This window comes from Neobacillus sp. YX16 (assembly GCF_030123505.1).
Taxonomy (GTDB): Bacteria; Bacillota; Bacilli; order Bacillales; family Cytobacillaceae; genus Neobacillus.
Genome location: NZ_CP126115.1, coordinates 3047261 through 3063416, shown reverse-complemented (window position 1 = coordinate 3063416; position 16156 = coordinate 3047261). Strand labels below are relative to the sequence as shown.

The window sequence follows — 16156 nt, the reverse complement described above, 5'->3', positions numbered from 1 at the left end:
GCCCGTTTTTGAATAAATTCTCTACATAAAGCTATGTTATATTCGTTCCACTTGCTGTAACTTCCTTTTTAACATGAAGGGTCTGATTCTTTTCCTTCGCTTCTGATACCCATTTATCAAGTGATAAATAAATAATACCGGCAACGATACAACCTATTCCTAGAACGGTAAATAGAACCTGACCAAGATGTTCATCCAGCAAAAAACCTGCAAAAATGGGACCGAATGCACTGCCAACAATCCACTGAAGACTTGCTGCCCCCATATAGGTCCCACGTAAATGTTCAGGTGCAATATTCGCTACAAATGTCATTTGTACCGGGGATAAGAGCATTTCCCCTAATGTGTAGATTCCATAGATAATGATAAGAATTAAAAGGATACTCCAATAGGAAAACTGGAGCTTTGTAAAAAAGATTGGCAGCCATCCTACTGAAAGCAGCCCAAAACCAAATAAAACCGAACCATATAGCATGACCTTTCCAAGTTTGCGCTTACTTGCCCATTTCGATATCGCGAATTGGAAGAAAACGACCAGTGCTCCGTTAAAAGCCATTAAATAAGGATATGGATTTTGGGCATCGGAAAGTGCCGGCAATTGTTGATCAAAATGCAGTGGAAGCATCCCTTCCGTTTGTGAGAATCCCATTGAAATAACAATTCCCGTGATAATATAGAAAAATAATATTTTATCTTTGACAAGCACCGTAAATATAGATGGCAGTTTCTCCTCTTTATCAAGATCTTTCGTATCCTTTTTTCGTTCATTTTTCGGAAGTGTTTCTGTAAGCAAGAGCGCTAAAAATAGAGAATAAATAAAAACGGATGAAGCAGCAATGATAAAAATAACGGACTTTGATAAAAACACAACGGATGCTCCAAGCAATGGACCGATTGCTGCTCCAATATTGTGTCCCATTCGAAGCAGCCCAAATGCTTCCGTTCTTCCTTCTTCATCCGTCACATCAGCGACCATGGCTGATGCCGCAGGATGAAAAAGAGAATTAAACAAACCGAAAAAACTCGATATCAATAAGAAAGGATAGAAACCATCGAAAAAAATAAAACCAAGCATCACCAATCCATTTCCAACCATTGAAACAATCATAATAGGTTTCCTGCCATATTGATCCGCAAGCTTTCCACCTATTAATGAACCCAGCACTCCGGCAATTGGCCCCATCGCCATCACAACACCAACTTGCCAAAAATGATCCACCTTATCACTCATATATAAGGCGAAAAAAGGCATTAACATCATCATCGCAATACCATTAATCGATTCGCCGATAAAACGAATCCAAATATTACGATCCATGTTTCGAAAGGCCTGTAAACTCATTTTCATTTCTTTTTCCTCATTTCTCTTTGACTGATAGATTATACTTTTACTAGAACAAAAAAGCCGTGAGCAAGTTAAACCCGCCCACGGCATTTTAATTAAAATGAAAGAATGGGTAAGGAAAACTTATGGTTGAACCATCGTTTTATAGTTAAAAAAGTGCACACTGCTCCCGTTAGACATAAGTACATATTTGGTGGAACATACTTCTACTATCCAATTAACCTTAAAACGTAAACCATTAAGCATTTCCTTACACCTCCTATTCCTGAATTTTTTTAAATTATCTTAATTATCCATAAGAATTATAATTTATTATTAACATGCATGTAAAGAAATTCCTTTAAGAAAAATAAAGACCTTTAAGTAAGCCATTAGGACAGTCCTCTCAAGTAAAAATGGCTGCCTTTTCATATACCCTTCTCTAATGAGGATAAAGCCTGCTTCCTAAATATAGTGAGTAAAACTAATTCAACTGGGTAGTATATGTTTAGGATGATGTACGTTCATATTTTGCATATTTCCTATCAATCAAAGAGGAAGTGAATAGATGAAACACAGTAACGAACAGAATAACTTTGATGGAAATGTAAAAGAAAGTGGTAACAACCTAACTGGTAGTGATGCTAATCAGGATACCAGTGACTTTGGTGAGAGTGAAACAGCAGGAACTTTAACTGATGCCATGGCGGGTGCTATGATAGGTGCTCCATTTGGACTATTTGGTACTGTTATAGGCGGTGTTACGGGCGGTGTTATTGGTAACCAGATGGTGGAGACTGCTGATGCAGATAATAATTTAGATTCCAATAATCGTGATGAGAGCAATAATACTAACTCTATAAATAAGTAGCTTTTTTCATAATGATACCATTCAAATGAACTAGGGAGTGGAAATTTTCCGTTAACCACGGATGTTGAAGAACTGTTGCAGGGTCAATAAGGGTGAAATGTCTAGAGGAAGAACTCAATAAAGAGTTCTTTCTCTTTTACTATTATCTGCACGAGGGTCGTTTAATATAACTCAGATTCTTAATGCAAAAGCACCAGCCAATTTTCTGGATGGTGCCTGTCAACTTTTTTGCAGTAAATTCTTGGGAACATTGGTAAAAAACTTGGCGAGGGTGGTAAAATCTAGTGGCTGTAATCAAATATGTTTTTTTAATTCACCAAACATGTTTGATTGACTTTTTACAGTTGATTTTGAAGTTTTATTTTTGACTAACAATCTTTTTCTATCTAGCATTGTTGGTAAACTCATACCGAGAATAATGATTACAATACCTACTATTTGCAAAGTAGTAACCGTTTCACTTAATAAGATAACGGATACCATCACCGCGACTGGTAATTCAATAGCACTTAGTATCGATGACATACCTAATCCAACTTTAGGAACTGCAATTGTAAATAATAAAACCGGAATAATCAAACCAAATAGTCCCAATGCCAAACCATAAACCCAAAGTCCTTCATTAAACAAAGTCCCATTCCAAATAATTTCTGGAGACTGAAAAACTGTCGACATTAAAAAGGCAAAGAAAGAAACCAATACTAACCGGTTAGAGATTGTCAAACTTGCCGTTGCCTTTCCATTCACAAATAAAAATAAGGAATAACAAAGAGCTGCTGCTAACCCCCATAACCACCCTTCAATAGGTATTTGAGATAAATCAACATCAATCAATCCAGCTGCTGGTATCGTTCCTGCTACCAATATGATTAAAGTTATCAATTCAATTCGGTTGGGAAATCGGCGTTTTGTTATACAGGAAATCAACATGCCGATCCATGTAAATTGAAACATGAGTACAACTGCCAAAGAAGCAGGCAAAAAGTTCAAAGAACGACCATACAAAATATTTGTTAACCCTGTTAAAATGCCTGCAAAAATAAGAAATTTAATTCCCTTAATGCTTAATTTTGATCTGTTTGTAAGAACGAAAATACATAAGGCGATACAAAAACCGATAAAAAATTGACTGGTAACTGCCTCTGAGACTGAAAAACCACTACGCATCGCTAGTTTTATGATTGTGGAAACTACGCCATAACTACTAGCTGCAATAATTACCAACAAAGGATACACATACATCTTCATCATTCTACATCCTTTTTTTATTTTTAGGCTGTGGTAGATTGGGCTGTTGATTTGTGCTCCAGGCGCTTCGCTTTCCGCAGGCGGTTCGGGAAGCCTCCTCGGCGCTAAAGCGCGCATGAGGGGTCTCCCCTGTCCCGTCCCTGCAGGAGTCTCGCTCCTTACGCACAAATCAACAGAGTTCTAAAATCAATATTTTCCTTTAACACAGCCATTTTTTATTTATACGAAAAAAGGAGCATTTCCATATGAAAATGCCCTGTGTAAATTCCTCTATTTACGCATTCAAGAACTTGAAAAGTTATAGTTCTTTTCGTAACTCCCATGCAATCTTTGCACTTTCCTCTAACTCTTCTAATGTGAAAAATGCATCCATGATATCTATTCCTGGTACAACCGGGCCATGATGGCTCAAAAGCCAGCCATCACTAGCCGTTACACGTTTTTCAAATACGCTAAACAGTTCTTTGCTTCCCGGTTTTTCATAAGGAATTAAGCCAACAGTTCCCAATTTCATTTTCAAATATGGTGTATGATCCGGCATACAATCTGATTCATTTAGCCCAGGTAAACAACTCCAAAGCACACTATACGTACTGTGTGTATGAAGAACTGCACCTGTATCTGGATTTGCTTTGTATACGGACAAATGTAACGGCCATTCTTTACTTGGTTTTAAGTGATCATATTGATTTCCATCCATGTCGAGAACAGCAAACTCATCTGGTTTCAGTGTTCCAAAGCATGTTCCAGTAGCAGTAATATAAATTTTATCTTCATGTAAAAAGCTTAAGTTAGCGACACTTCCTGTAGCTTTTCCACGTTGAAAGAGACTATGGGCAACCCATATCGCATTATTAATCTTCTTATCTAATGTATCTTTCATACTTACCACTTCTCTCTATTATGTTAAAGATAAAGCACGCAGGAAAAAATCAGAATTTCCAAAGTTTCCACTTTTAAACACGATTCGAATTCGGTGATCCTCTATAGGTATCATGATGGGTACTCCAGGTGCAATACTATCTCCAATATGGTATCCATTGAACCCGAGCCTTTTTGCTACTGCTCCACTCGTTTCACCACCAGCCACAATGATTCTGTGGAACCCTGCTTGGACAGCAAGTTCTGCTAAATCTGCAGTTGCTTTTTCTAATTTTTCTGCAACTTCTTCCTTCCCTTGTTGTTGAATTCGTTTGACATTCTCAGGTGTGTCGCTGCTATATACTAAAATCGATTTTTCTTTGTTTTGAGAAATCACATTCCAAATCTTCTCTACCGATTCTTCACCTGAAAGTAATTTCATGGGATCCATAAAATACGTTTCGCCGCCATATTTTTGATATTCTAATATCTGGTTTCGTGTCGCTTCACTGCAGCTCCCTGCTAATAGGAACGCAGGTGACTCAGACCGTTCAAATCCATCTGCTTCAGCATTTTTCTTAATCATTTTCGCCAATAGATATGCTAGACCACTACCGCCAGTAATCAGTTTCAGATTTCCAAATAAATGGACCAGCTTTTGGGCATCTTCTTCTTTCTCGTAATCTGGTACAATATAAAATTTTTCATGCTTATTTTTCATTCTTGCAATAAATTCATTTACTTCTTCCTTATTGGAAGAGTCTGAGATTTTAACACTAGGGAACATGCTTTGTGCATTCATTAAACGGACTAGATCACAATCCCACATTGGAGTAAGCGGATGATCCTTCATTGGGCTCTCATGCAATGGAACTCCATTGACATATAAGCACCCTTCTTTAACAGTACGCCCATTTACCGGAAGCGCTGGACAAAGAATCGTATAGGGAACATCCAGCTTTTGCATTACCGCATCACAGATTGGTCCAATATTCCCCTCAGGTGTAGAATCAAATGTAGAGCAATATTTTATATAAAATTGTTGTGCACCCTGCTCTTTTAACCAGCTTATTGCCTCAAGGGAATCTTTGACAGCTTCTTTTGGGTCTTGGGTACGGGTTTTTAAAGCAATTACACATACCTCCGCCTGTGGAGCCTCATCAACGTTCGGTACTCCATTGTATAAAACAGTACTAAGTCCACCTTTTACAAAAAAAGAAGCGATGTCACTAGCACCGGTAAAATCATCTGCAACACAACCAAAACGCACTAGGTTCACCCCTTATTATCTTTTTAGATGCATGTTATTTAACAGATTGAACTTCTGCAAAGTCTTTTTTACGAACCTTTACACCTAACAAATCTTCAAAGTAGCGAATCATTGCATGCTTGTAGTAATCACCTTGTCCGTTATGTAATGCAAGTTGATAAGTTTGCATTGTTCCGCTCAAAGTTGGCAGCGGAATTTGGTATTTCACTAATACTTCATTCATACTTTCCATATCTTTATATGCTCTTTCTAGTGAAAAACTATGTTCAAAATCCCCTTCTAAAACCTTAGGAATCAATGTTTGTGAAGCAAAACTGGACCCTGTAGCTGTCATTAATATGTCACCGAGTTTTTCTGGATCTAAACCAAGTTTTACACCAACTGGCAATAGTTCACTAAAGCTTGCACAACAAATATTTAATGCACAGTTATTAATCATCTTCGTCAGCTGTCCAGCCCCGTTTTCACCCATGTAGAGTACCTGTGTCCCCATTCGATCAAGCATAGGTTTTATTGTGTTAAATAATTCTTCATTCCCACCACACATGATACTAAGTGTTCCTTCGATAGTTTTTCTCGGATGACCAGAAATCGGACAATCCATATATTCAATTCCATTCGCTCTGCAGGTTTCTGCAATTTCGATTGCACCTAAATAACTAATGGTACTAAAGTCAACAATTGTTTGACCAGGTTCCAGATGCTTTAATAGACCGTTCTCTCCTACTACCAATTCTTTTACAATCTCTAAATCTGGTAAACAGAGAAAAATATAATCACTATCGACTGTATCTATACTATTCGTTGTGGTTTTAATTCCTTTTTCCTTGAATGGTTCAAGAGCATTTGGATTTGCATCACATACAAGATAATCAAATTCACCTTCATTTTCACCTTTTGCAAGATTTAATGCCATTCCCGTGCCCATTACACCTAATCCAATATAACTTACTTTCATTGAGGAACACTCCTTTTATTTATAAATAATTTTAAGGCTTTATAAAATTAATAATCTTCAGATTTTTCGCAATAGATTTTAGCTGCGAACTTTATTTAGTTTTTCACTTTCTAACGCACTGATTACCGCTTTTACCGCTTCTTTTGGACTAGTCAACACTGGTAGACCTAGTGTATTGGTTTCCTTTTCTGCAGATGCCTGAGTAATCTGCGCAAGAACGATCACTTCACATCCTCTTTCTTTCAATTCCGCTGCAGCACGACAATTAAGACGATTATGTTCTTCCTCATTTCCGGCTTTCAATTCAGTCATAGCCTGCGTATTAATTTGTATATCTACTTCAACTTCTTTCCCCAAAAGGTTGGCAATCCTCTCCAATTGGGCTTTTGTTGCTGGTCCTGATGGGGCAGTCGTCGCAACAACGCCTATTTTTTTATAATGATTGACTGCCTTTTCTAACATTGGACGATCAACCGCAAAAATGGGTACGGATATAAATGGCTTCACAGAATCTACAACAGGTGTCAGCACGGTGCATGCTACAATGATTGCATCAACACCTGCCTCCTGTGCTTTAACTGCAATATCTACAAAATCTCGATATAATTTATCATCGATTCCATTAATTTGGTTTGCATAGTACTGAATATTTTCATCAACAAAATTTAAAACCGTTACTTCCGGGGCTAGCTTTTTGAACGCTGCATTTAAAGGTGGCACAGCATTACATGTTGCATGAATAATACCAATTTTCATATCAATTCTCCTTCTATTTTAGTAGTACTAGAGTTTCATTCATCTGATCACTTTTAGCGTATCTATCATTTGGTCAATATTTAATATTTTCTCATTTAAATTTAGTGCATGACTTAATCGACTGATATGTGGCTGTTTTAGCATTGCTTCTTCCAAGATGTCATGATTCCAGAATATTTCCTGCTTCGTACTATCTGCGACTACTCTCTTATTTGCCATTACGATGACTCGGTCAAAATTTTCAACGACAAATTCCATATCATGTGTAATGGTAATAATGGTTTTCCCTTCTTGAACTAATGAATCAATAATGGAACCTAATCTTTTAATTGCAAGAGAGTCTTGACCAGCGGTTGGCTCATCTAAGATAATCGTCTCTGTATCCATCGCAATCACCGAGGCAATCGTTACAAATTTTTTCAGAGAATAAGGCAAATTATACGGATGTATATCTAATAAAGGCACAATTCCCGTTAATTCTGCTGCCTTCATTACGTTTTCTTCAATCTTCGCCTCCGAAAATCCAAGGTTTTTAGGACCAAACCTTATTTCGCTTTTTACATTTTCATGAAAAATTTGATCATCAGGGTTTTGAAATACATATCCTACTTTTCTAGCTATCTGAGCGGTTGTATATTCTTTTGTATTTAAGCCACCAATAATGACATCACCTTTTGTCGGCTTTAATAATCCATTCATCATTTTCACTGTTGTCGTTTTCCCAGCACCATTTTGTCCAATTATAGCTACCGATTCACCCTTTTCGAAAGACATGCTGACATTTTCAACAGCCATAAAACCATTGGGATAACGATAGGTAATGTCATTTAACGTTAAAAAACTCATGCTTTCACCCCTTGTAATGACATCCATTCTTTCATCACTTTAATGGAGTCACTTTCTGTAATGGGAATTCTTTCGGTATTCATATTGTGTTTCCGCATTTGTAAATCTAATAGTGTATACTGGGTTAATCCTATCCCAAAGTCCTGTGTATCTTCGTGAGTAAGAACATCTTCCGTTCTTCCCTGTCTCTTAATTTGTCCATCCTGAAGAACGACAATATAGTCTGCATACTCCGCGATTAATTCAATTTTATGCTCTACTAATATAATGGTTTTTCCTTTTTTCTTCATAATATCTATTGCTTTAAAGATTTCCTCCGTGCCCTGCGGATCCAATTGTGATGTTGGTTCATCGAATATAAGAATATCTGGCTCCATCACGATTATCGATGCGAGAGCCACTCTTTGTTTTTGCCCGCCTGAAAGTTCATTTGGATTTTTGTCTTGTATATAGCCAATGCCAAGTAAGCTAATTATTTCTTGAACTTTATGTCTAATAAGACTGACTTCAACTCCTAAATTCTCAAGGCCAAAAGCAATCTCATCAAAAACGGTTTCTTTCACTCCACTGATTTGAGTAAAAGGATTTTGGAAGACAAATCCCACCTTCTGCGCAAGATCACTTGTATCCCAATCACGCACATCCTTCCCGTCTATCAATACTTCACCACTGATATCTCCCTTAAAAAAATGTGGAATAAAGCCTCGAATAACATTACAAAGTGTGGTTTTGCCTCCGCCATTTACACCTACAAAGGCATAAAACTTTCCACTTTCAATATTCAGATTAATATTTTGCAAAACCTTTTCACTGCCAGTAGGGTACTGGTAAGATAGATTTCTGATCTCTATGCCACTCATAAGAAAAACCTCCAGATCAAGATGAATACAAATAAAATCAATAGTAAAACCCTTACTACTGAATCACTCTTAGTCTTTTCCAATTGATGTAAACTTGTCTTTTTGGTTCGGGCGGTGAATGCCCTGGATTCCAATGTTATAGCTTTCTCATCTGTACTTGAAAATGACGATAAAATCAGAGGGGTTAATGCCGGAAAAAATGCTTTCAAACGGATTCGAAGATTCCCTTCCGTTTCCACACCGCGCGTTTTTTGTGCATCCATTATTCTTAATAAATGCGTCCTCATCTCCGGAATAATATTAAGTGCGGATGAAAGCACATAGGTGGCTTTCGGCGAAACCCCTAATATTTCTAGAGAACGGGCTAAGTCATTTATTTTTGTAATCTGGAAAAATAAAACAATGGCTGATCCTACCGCTAAAATTTTGGAAGTTAATTGTACACTAAAGTCAATTCCTTCTTGTCTAATGGAGAATATCTTCCATGACCATAATATGGTATCTCCCGGATAGAAGAATGATTGCAAAAGAAAAATCATGAATACGATCGAAAGCAGTCCCTTAAAGACAATGTCTACATATAGCTTTGTTTTTCCAGCAATTATCGCAATGATTAAGCACAACACGGGGACCAAGTATGAATATAGATAACCTGGTAACAGTAATGGAGTGATCATCAAAAATACTGCAAACAAAAATTTCGTAGTTGGATATAGATTAAGAATAAAGGTCCCTAGTTTTTCCATATTTTTATCTCCCATTTCATTTTAAGGTTCATTTTTCCCCTTCTTTCATGGTGAAAAAATTGGGTTTTAATACTCTCAAGCCTCTCTTATGTTTATAAAATATATGTGGATAGTAGGAAAACTTCATAATGGGGTGAGTGGTGAGGTTAGGCATTGCTATCCACATTCTCACCCACCCCATGACTATTACTATATTCTATGAAGCTATCGTCTTATTTTTTATATATAAGTGTCCATAGTTTTGTTTAGAAAGGTATTGATCAGACATCTTCCGAACAATCATATAGGCCACAAATATTGAAAGTATTTTATCGATACTTTCAACAAATATCTTTTGAGTAACAACAGCAGTCCAAATTTCTTTTCCTGAAGCTAAGACAATTGCAGTTAGTGCATCTGATCCGGTTCCGGATGCCCCGCCAAAAACAATAACCGTTGTCGGAGTCGCAATTAGTATCGCAACAATCGCCACAATAAAACCAGTAATGGCAACCTTCCAAACTTTTGTTGTCATTCCCTTCTTAGCTAACAAACCTACTACAATTCCGGAGGCCATGGCAACCGGCATGAATGCTAACTGAGTAGGGTTAAATATTCCAAAAATGAGTTTTGAGACCCCTCCTGTTATCGCTCCAACCCATGGACCAGCTACCATCGCAACAATCATCGTCCCAATTTGATTCAAGAAGAGAGGTATCTTTAACAATTCGACTAGTTCTCCAGCAACTACATTAACGGCGACACCAATGGGAATGAGCAAAATTGCAAAAAGTGTAAAATCTTTTTTAATCCCTTTCATATTTCATCCTCCTTTTTAAATGGGTTTTACAGATATTTCGCCCAGTTGCTCTTGAAGTAAAATTTAATTAATTTATAAGGCTCGAGCTTTTAGGTTCTAAGGTAGAAATCCGATCGGCAAACCGTTTTGCCACACTTTCCCCATCAACCCCCATGAGGATTGAGGTATTGGCTTCCGGATGACCCCACTGCCCTGTAAATTCTGCGACAGTCTGACCAGCCGTCAGCACCCCTGCCGTCTCAATCGAAACAAATGCCAGCTGCACCTCAAAGAGTTCTGGCCAAAGTGCATAGGCAACGACAGGCAAGTCGTTGAAAAAGACACCTGTCTCCGTATCTGAAGTAAGCTGCGCTTTGCTGTATGCCTGACGGCGGAATTCGGCTGCCTCAACGAGGAATGCTCCGGGACGATTACCCGATTCCTTTATAAAATCAAGGTTTTCCTTCGAAATCCTCACCTTTGTACATACATCGAGACCAACCTGAACGATAGGCGCACCCGACTCGTACAACACCCGCGCAGCCTCCGGATCACAATTTAAATTGAATGTAGCCGTAGGAGTAATGTTTCCGGCAACGCGGACTGCACCGCCCATGACGATGATTCTTTTCACCTTTTGCGCAATACTTGGGTCGATGGAAAGGGCGAGTGCCACATTTGTCACTGGACCTATCGCCATAATAGTGATTTCATTGGGTGCCTCGTTAACGCGCTTCACAATCTCCATCGCAGCATACCCTTCCGCCACTGAAACTGAAGGTATAGGGAGTTCAACACCACCGAGACCGTTATCGCCGTGAATGTGCTTGGCAAACTTTATTGGACGTATTAACGGTTTGACAACCCCCTTGTAAACAGGAATATCCGTTCTTCCAGCCACTTCAAGTAAAGCAAGAGCATTGCGTGTCGAAGTTTGAACCTCTATATTCCCATACACCGTCGTTATAGCTTCAACTTTAAGTTCCGGGGACGCTAGCGCAAGATAAATAGCCGCAAGGTCGTCAGTACCTGGATCAGTATCGATAATCACTCGTTCTACCATAATCTCTAATCCTCCTTGTATCTTAAATATAAATTTATAACGCCTTTTATAGAAAAAATATCGTGAGATGCATTAGCACCAACCCCTCATTCGAATCGGGTTCGGTATATAAAAGGGGCCTAGTTGGCCCCCGAAGCCATCGATACTCTGATTCTATTAAAATTGCGAGTATATTCGTGCAACTATACCAATTGATGGTTTCTTTCTTGGTTTACTCCCTCGCAAAAGCGACGTGTTTTCTCCTCGTCAACCGGGTTCGTCATGATATCGTCAATCTTGGCGCCATATCCAAAGACCGCACCATCTGCATATTTTAGAAGGTTCGCAGTCTCGACTTTCATTCCACTGCCGATAATGATAGGAACATCAGGGACTGCACGCCTTACCGCTTCTAAATTCTCAACTGAAGGAGGTTGTGCCGATTCCTCACCAGCAAGAATAATTGCGTCCGCCATCCCACGATAGGCTGTATCCCGAGCCAGGACATCTATAGGTCGAGCCGCCAAAGGAGCCGCATGTTTTGTCTGAATATCAGCAAAAATCTTGACTTTTTTCTCCAAACCTAGAAATTTGCGATATCTCGCTACTAAGTGAGCTGTACCGTTGATTAGACCTTGGTCGGTCACGTACGCATCGGTTAGGACATTGAGTCTGATAAAATCTGCTCCAACTGTTCCAGCGACTGCTAGCGCAGATTTCCATGAGTTTCTTAGTATATTAATTCCCATTGGAAGTTTCACTTCGCGACGAATTTCGTGGGCAATCAATGTCATCGCCGCCACTGTTTCAGGTTCCTCCGTTTCAGGGAAAAACGGATAATCGTTGAAATTTTCTACCATAACGGAACTGGCTCCGCCTCTTTCCAGACTTTTCGCATCGCGGATCGCGGCTTCTAAAACTTCATCGATGTTCCCATCGTAAAGTGGTGATCCAGGTAATGGTCCTAAATGAACCATCCCCAATACTGGTTTTTCTACTCCAAAAATACTAGTAAATGACGTTTTCATAACAAATTCCTCCTTATTATTTTAAATTGGGTAATAAAGATTCGACGCATTCGATACTCTGATTCTATTAAAATTGCGAGTACATTCGGCACTATACCAATTGATGGTTTCTTTCTTTGTTTACTCCCTCGCAAAAGCGACGTGTTTTCTCCTCGTCAACCGGGTTCGTCATGATATCGTCAATCTTGGCGCCATATCCAAAGACCGCACCATCCGCATATTTGAGAAGACTCGCAGTCTCGACTTTCATTCCACTGCCGATAATGATAGGAACATCAGGGACTGCACGCCTTACCGCTTCTAAATTCTCAACTGAAGGAGGTTGTGCCGATTCCTCACCAGCAAGAATAATTGCGTCCGCCATCCCACGATAGGCTGTATCCCGAGCCAGGACATCTATAGGTCGAGCCGCCAAAGGAGCCGCATGTTTTGTCTGAATATCAGCAAAAATCTTGACTTTTTTCTCCAAACCTAGAAATTTGCGATATCTCGCTACTAAGTGCGCTGTACCGTTAATAAGACCTTGGTCGGTCACGTACGCATCGGTTAGGACATTGAGTCTGATAAAATCTGCTCCGACTGTTCCAGCGACTGCTAGCGCAGATTTCCAAGAATTTCTTAGTATGTTAATACCCATTGGAAGTTTCACTTCGCGACGAATTTCGTGGGCAATCAGTGTCATCGCTGCCACTGTTTCAGGTTCCTCTGTTTCAGGGTAAAAGGGATAATCGTTGAAATTTTCTACCATAACGGAACTAGCTCCGCCTCTTTCCAGACTTTTCGCATCGCGGATCGCGGCTTCTAAAACTTCATCGATGTTTCCATCGTAAAGTGGTGATCCAGGTAATGGTCCTAAATGAACCATACCTAATACTGGTTTTTCTACTCCGAAAATATTAGTAAATGACGTTTTCATAAAAAATTCCTCCTTATTATATAAATCTTTTATTTTTTCATGTATTTAACATGGTTGACTTCTGTTCATACTGATTGAGATCCCAATATCCCAATCATTTGCACATTCCTATGAATCTTCTACTGGTGCATGTTGAGTTTCATACATGTACGCATTTATTTTTTGATGCCAGTTGAAGTCACACCTAATTCGATTTCGTCGATAGGCAGTGCAACATTGGCATCCATACTTGGCGCCCGAAGCTGCGCTGTGAGTCCACCATCGATGGCTAGGACATGGCCTGTGATGTAAGAAGCTTCCGGTGACGCCAAGAAACGAACACCCTGGCCAACGTCTTGAGGCATTCCGAGCCTGCCAAGTGGAATGAGATGGTCGGGCGAGGACTCTTCCCCTACAGCGGTTCGGTTTTCAACCCAGATGGCACCAGGCATCACGGCATTAACTCGGATTTTCCATGGAGCCAGATCAAGTGCCATTGCTCGGGTAGCAGCCTCGATCGCACCTTTCGTCGCGTCGTAAGCGACACGATTTCGATGTGCGCGTGTAGCTCCTCCAGAACTCATATTGATAATGACCCCGCCTTCACCTTGGTGAACCATGGCTTTAGCCGCCATTTGGCTACAGTGGTAAAGACCATTAATGTGTATATTCATTAGGTTCTCCCACATACCGAAGTCTGTTTTTAGAAAGTGTCTTTCCGAGAGTGGGCCGTGACCTATGCCTGCGTTGTTAACGAGCACATCTATACCGCCTTGGAAATGGTGGGCTTCCTCAAAGAGTCTTTTCACATCGCCGCTTGATGAGACATCGGTATATACAAATAGGCCTTCACCCCCCGAATCGATGATCTCCTCCACACATCGCTTACCGGCGTCAGCGTCAACATCAGCGATAACTACGGACGCACCAATCTCAGCGAAAGCTAGGGCGATACCTCGGCCGAGTCCCTTTGAGCCACCGGTCACGATAACACGCTGCTTTAGTCTATTTCTCAATTTTTTCACACCCCATCTAATTTCAGTTATTAATGTGTTTGGGCAAAGTTGGGTTGACAAACGACTTACTCGTTTCACCATAATTCTTTCACTTTAATAAAAACGCTAATCTGCTAACTTATGAGATTCTAGTATGTAAGCCTTTTTATTCTCTGGATTAGAGAATATAGGAAATTAAATTTTCTAGGTTTCTTAATTCCCCTTTCATTCGAGGCTTAATCAATTCATTTCTGTCGATCTGCTTCTGCAATTGGTTACAACAAAAGTCCATTTTCAACAAAAACCTTTCGAACCTGTTCTTTGAATTGATTTAAACCATTTGTATCACCTCCCTAATATCTAATGTTTCACCCACCCCTTATATCTTTAAATACTAGGTATCCCTATTTACCATTTTTAGAAAACTCTAATTCCTGCTCCAATGTTATAGTGGTATAATCTTCCAACGTATCAGAAAACCAATATTGTAAATCGGCTTCCCTTTTATAGAGATACATTGGCTTCCCGTTAACAAGTTTCATAGGTATATCGTGTCCAGGAACCAAAATGCTACCTGTCTTTTTTTTCCACAAACTCCATAAATAATCAATTGAACTTTGGCTTTCTAATAAATTTAACGACATGTCTACATTACATGATAAAAGTTCAGCCCGATTTTTAGCTGCATCCCCACTAAATAACAAATCATAATCACCATTGTCTACACTGTATGCCATGTGACCTGGTGTATGGCCTTTAGTTTGATGAGCCACAATACCAGGAATAACTTCCTCGAGATTGTCGACTAACCTTATTTGTGAGGAACAATTTAATTCCTTAACATACAGTTCAGGTACATGCCATCCACCAGGTGGTTCATTTAAAGCCCAATTCATATCCACTCGACCTACTACGATGGCCGCATTAGGAAACATAGTCCAATTCACACAATGGTCCCAATGGGTATGAGTCAATAAAACCATTGATATGTCATTTGGAGTTAAACCTTTGTCACGCAGCCTGCTTAATAAAAGTGGCCTGACACCAAAACTGCCGACATCAATAATAATATTCTGGTCATTTTGGGACAACAAGGTAACCGTACTCCATCCAAGCCCTCCGTGGGTTGAAGACTTTCCCGGAAATCCTTGGATAAATATGTTGTAGTCAAACATTACAATCCCCTTTCACCTTAGTACTCAAGTTTCAGATCTTGAAAAACAAGCAAAGAAATCGAAGATGTATTCCAATGACATAACAAAAGATTGCGATTATTCAGAAGATAGTAATTACACTTGTCAGAGAAGTAAAGCTAATATTTTCGAACTCAGCTATGAAGAGTAAATTTACAAATAAATTATCCGTAATGGACAAAATCTCATAAATTCAATGGACTTTGAGGAATATTCATTGCTTCCCGATTTGTATTTACATTTAATCGAGAAACAATGAAATACTGGTTGCTGAAGTTTCATGAAGGTCTGTTACATTATAGGCTTCTTCAGTAAATATATGGTTAAGATTATTAAAACTACTGGAAACGTTTCCACATTTATAAAAAATTATTCCAGCTTGGCAAATAATATTCAAGACTTTTTGAAAGTTCACAAAATATATTTATAGAATACATTTATAGAAATTCCAAATCATTTTTACATTATTTGCCACTTTCACTACT

At 39.1% G+C, this 16156-nt stretch carries 17 protein-coding genes; 1 reads left to right on the top strand and 16 read right to left on the bottom strand.

What is annotated here, in order from left to right:
* Positions 1 to 31: 31 nt before the first annotated feature.
* Positions 32 to 1348, bottom strand: a complete 1317-nt coding sequence (locus QNH48_RS14800) for an MDR family MFS transporter (RefSeq protein ID WP_349655132.1) — start codon at positions 1346 to 1348, stop codon at positions 32 to 34.
* Positions 1349 to 1468: 120 nt separating this feature from the next.
* The gene (locus tag QNH48_RS14795) at positions 1469 to 1591 is read right to left on the bottom strand and encodes a hypothetical protein (RefSeq protein ID WP_283955585.1); all 123 of its coding nucleotides are present in this window, start codon (positions 1589 to 1591) and stop codon (positions 1469 to 1471) included.
* Between the two features lie 301 nt (positions 1592 to 1892).
* Here QNH48_RS14795 and QNH48_RS14790 point away from each other — a divergent pair, with 301 nt between their 5' ends.
* Positions 1893 to 2195 carry a hypothetical protein gene (locus tag QNH48_RS14790; protein ID WP_283955584.1) on the top strand — a complete coding sequence of 101 codons (303 nt, stop codon included), beginning with the start codon at positions 1893 to 1895 and terminating at the stop codon, positions 2193 to 2195.
* Between the two features lie 294 nt (positions 2196 to 2489).
* Here the strand turns inward: QNH48_RS14790 and QNH48_RS14785 are convergent, their stop codons facing one another.
* From QNH48_RS14785 to QNH48_RS14720, 14 genes are all read right to left on the bottom strand, one after another.
* Positions 2490 to 3437, bottom strand: a complete 948-nt coding sequence (locus QNH48_RS14785; RefSeq protein WP_283955777.1) for an EamA family transporter — start codon at positions 3435 to 3437, stop codon at positions 2490 to 2492.
* 304 nt (positions 3438 to 3741) lie between these two features.
* On the bottom strand, positions 3742 to 4326 hold the full coding sequence (locus QNH48_RS14780; protein ID WP_283955583.1) for a class II aldolase/adducin family protein: 585 nt from the start codon (positions 4324 to 4326) through the stop codon (positions 3742 to 3744).
* Positions 4327 to 4344: 18 nt separating this feature from the next.
* Entirely contained in the window at positions 4345 to 5574 is a 1230-nt protein-coding gene (gene otnK / locus QNH48_RS14775; protein WP_283955582.1) for a 3-oxo-tetronate kinase, read from the bottom strand.
* 34 nt (positions 5575 to 5608) lie between these two features.
* Positions 5609 to 6532 (bottom strand): NAD(P)-dependent oxidoreductase, encoded by a 924-nt coding sequence (locus tag QNH48_RS14770; protein WP_283955581.1) that lies wholly within the window; start codon positions 6530 to 6532, stop codon positions 5609 to 5611.
* A 78-nt stretch (positions 6533 to 6610) separates the two neighbouring features.
* A complete protein-coding gene (locus tag QNH48_RS14765; protein ID WP_283955580.1) occupies positions 6611 to 7288 on the bottom strand; it encodes an aspartate/glutamate racemase family protein in 678 nt (225 codons plus the stop codon).
* Positions 7289 to 7327: 39 nt separating this feature from the next.
* Positions 7328 to 8134 (bottom strand): energy-coupling factor ABC transporter ATP-binding protein, encoded by an 807-nt coding sequence (locus QNH48_RS14760; RefSeq protein WP_283955579.1) that lies wholly within the window; start codon positions 8132 to 8134, stop codon positions 7328 to 7330.
* Positions 8131 to 8994, bottom strand: a complete 864-nt coding sequence (locus QNH48_RS14755; RefSeq protein WP_283955578.1) for an energy-coupling factor ABC transporter ATP-binding protein — start codon at positions 8992 to 8994, stop codon at positions 8131 to 8133. The genes QNH48_RS14760 and QNH48_RS14755 overlap by 4 nt, the downstream gene beginning before the upstream one ends.
* Positions 8991 to 9740: an energy-coupling factor transporter transmembrane component T gene (locus QNH48_RS14750; RefSeq protein ID WP_283955577.1), complete on the bottom strand. Its 750-nt coding sequence runs from the start codon at positions 9738 to 9740 to the stop codon at positions 8991 to 8993. Before QNH48_RS14750 ends, QNH48_RS14755 begins: the two co-directional genes overlap by 4 nt.
* Before the next feature lie 196 nt (positions 9741 to 9936).
* Positions 9937 to 10539, bottom strand: coding sequence for an ECF transporter S component (locus QNH48_RS14745; protein ID WP_283955576.1), 603 nt, complete (start codon positions 10537 to 10539; stop codon positions 9937 to 9939).
* Between the two features lie 67 nt (positions 10540 to 10606).
* Entirely contained in the window at positions 10607 to 11581 is a 975-nt protein-coding gene (locus QNH48_RS14740) for a nucleoside hydrolase (RefSeq protein ID WP_283955575.1), read from the bottom strand.
* Positions 11582 to 11763: 182 nt separating this feature from the next.
* On the bottom strand, positions 11764 to 12588 hold the full coding sequence (locus QNH48_RS14735; protein ID WP_283955574.1) for a BtpA/SgcQ family protein: 825 nt from the start codon (positions 12586 to 12588) through the stop codon (positions 11764 to 11766).
* A gap of 91 nt (positions 12589 to 12679) precedes the next feature.
* Positions 12680 to 13504, bottom strand: coding sequence for a BtpA/SgcQ family protein (locus QNH48_RS14730; protein WP_283955573.1), 825 nt, complete (start codon positions 13502 to 13504; stop codon positions 12680 to 12682).
* A gap of 155 nt (positions 13505 to 13659) precedes the next feature.
* Positions 13660 to 14499: an SDR family NAD(P)-dependent oxidoreductase gene (locus QNH48_RS14725; RefSeq protein ID WP_283955572.1), complete on the bottom strand. Its 840-nt coding sequence runs from the start codon at positions 14497 to 14499 to the stop codon at positions 13660 to 13662.
* A gap of 383 nt (positions 14500 to 14882) precedes the next feature.
* The gene (locus QNH48_RS14720; RefSeq protein ID WP_283955571.1) at positions 14883 to 15653 is read right to left on the bottom strand and encodes an MBL fold metallo-hydrolase; all 771 of its coding nucleotides are present in this window, start codon (positions 15651 to 15653) and stop codon (positions 14883 to 14885) included.
* Between the last annotated feature and the right edge of the window lie 503 nt (positions 15654 to 16156).

Coding starts and splice junctions, on each gene's coding strand:
- QNH48_RS14800 (WP_349655132.1), bottom strand. CDS start 1,348: ATGAAAATGAGTTTACAGGCCTTTCGAAACATGGATCGTAATATTTGG.
- QNH48_RS14795 (WP_283955585.1), bottom strand. CDS start 1,591: ATGCTTAATGGTTTACGTTTTAAGGTTAATTGGATAGTAGAAGTATGT.
- QNH48_RS14790 (WP_283955584.1), top strand. CDS start 1,893: ATGAAACACAGTAACGAACAGAATAACTTTGATGGAAATGTAAAAGAA.
- QNH48_RS14785 (WP_283955777.1), bottom strand. CDS start 3,437: ATGTATGTGTATCCTTTGTTGGTAATTATTGCAGCTAGTAGTTATGGC.
- QNH48_RS14780 (WP_283955583.1), bottom strand. CDS start 4,326: ATGAAAGATACATTAGATAAGAAGATTAATAATGCGATATGGGTTGCC.
- QNH48_RS14770 (WP_283955581.1), bottom strand. CDS start 6,532: ATGAAAGTAAGTTATATTGGATTAGGTGTAATGGGCACGGGAATGGCA.
- QNH48_RS14765 (WP_283955580.1), bottom strand. CDS start 7,288: ATGAAAATTGGTATTATTCATGCAACATGTAATGCTGTGCCACCTTTA.
- QNH48_RS14760 (WP_283955579.1), bottom strand. CDS start 8,134: ATGAGTTTTTTAACGTTAAATGACATTACCTATCGTTATCCCAATGGT.
- QNH48_RS14755 (WP_283955578.1), bottom strand. CDS start 8,994: ATGAGTGGCATAGAGATCAGAAATCTATCTTACCAGTACCCTACTGGC.
- QNH48_RS14750 (WP_283955577.1), bottom strand. CDS start 9,740: ATGGAAAAACTAGGGACCTTTATTCTTAATCTATATCCAACTACGAAA.
- QNH48_RS14745 (WP_283955576.1), bottom strand. CDS start 10,539: ATGAAAGGGATTAAAAAAGATTTTACACTTTTTGCAATTTTGCTCATT.
- QNH48_RS14740 (WP_283955575.1), bottom strand. CDS start 11,581: ATGGTAGAACGAGTGATTATCGATACTGATCCAGGTACTGACGACCTT.
- QNH48_RS14735 (WP_283955574.1), bottom strand. CDS start 12,588: ATGAAAACGTCATTTACTAGTATTTTTGGAGTAGAAAAACCAGTATTG.
- QNH48_RS14730 (WP_283955573.1), bottom strand. CDS start 13,504: ATGAAAACGTCATTTACTAATATTTTCGGAGTAGAAAAACCAGTATTA.
- QNH48_RS14720 (WP_283955571.1), bottom strand. CDS start 15,653: ATGTTTGACTACAACATATTTATCCAAGGATTTCCGGGAAAGTCTTCA.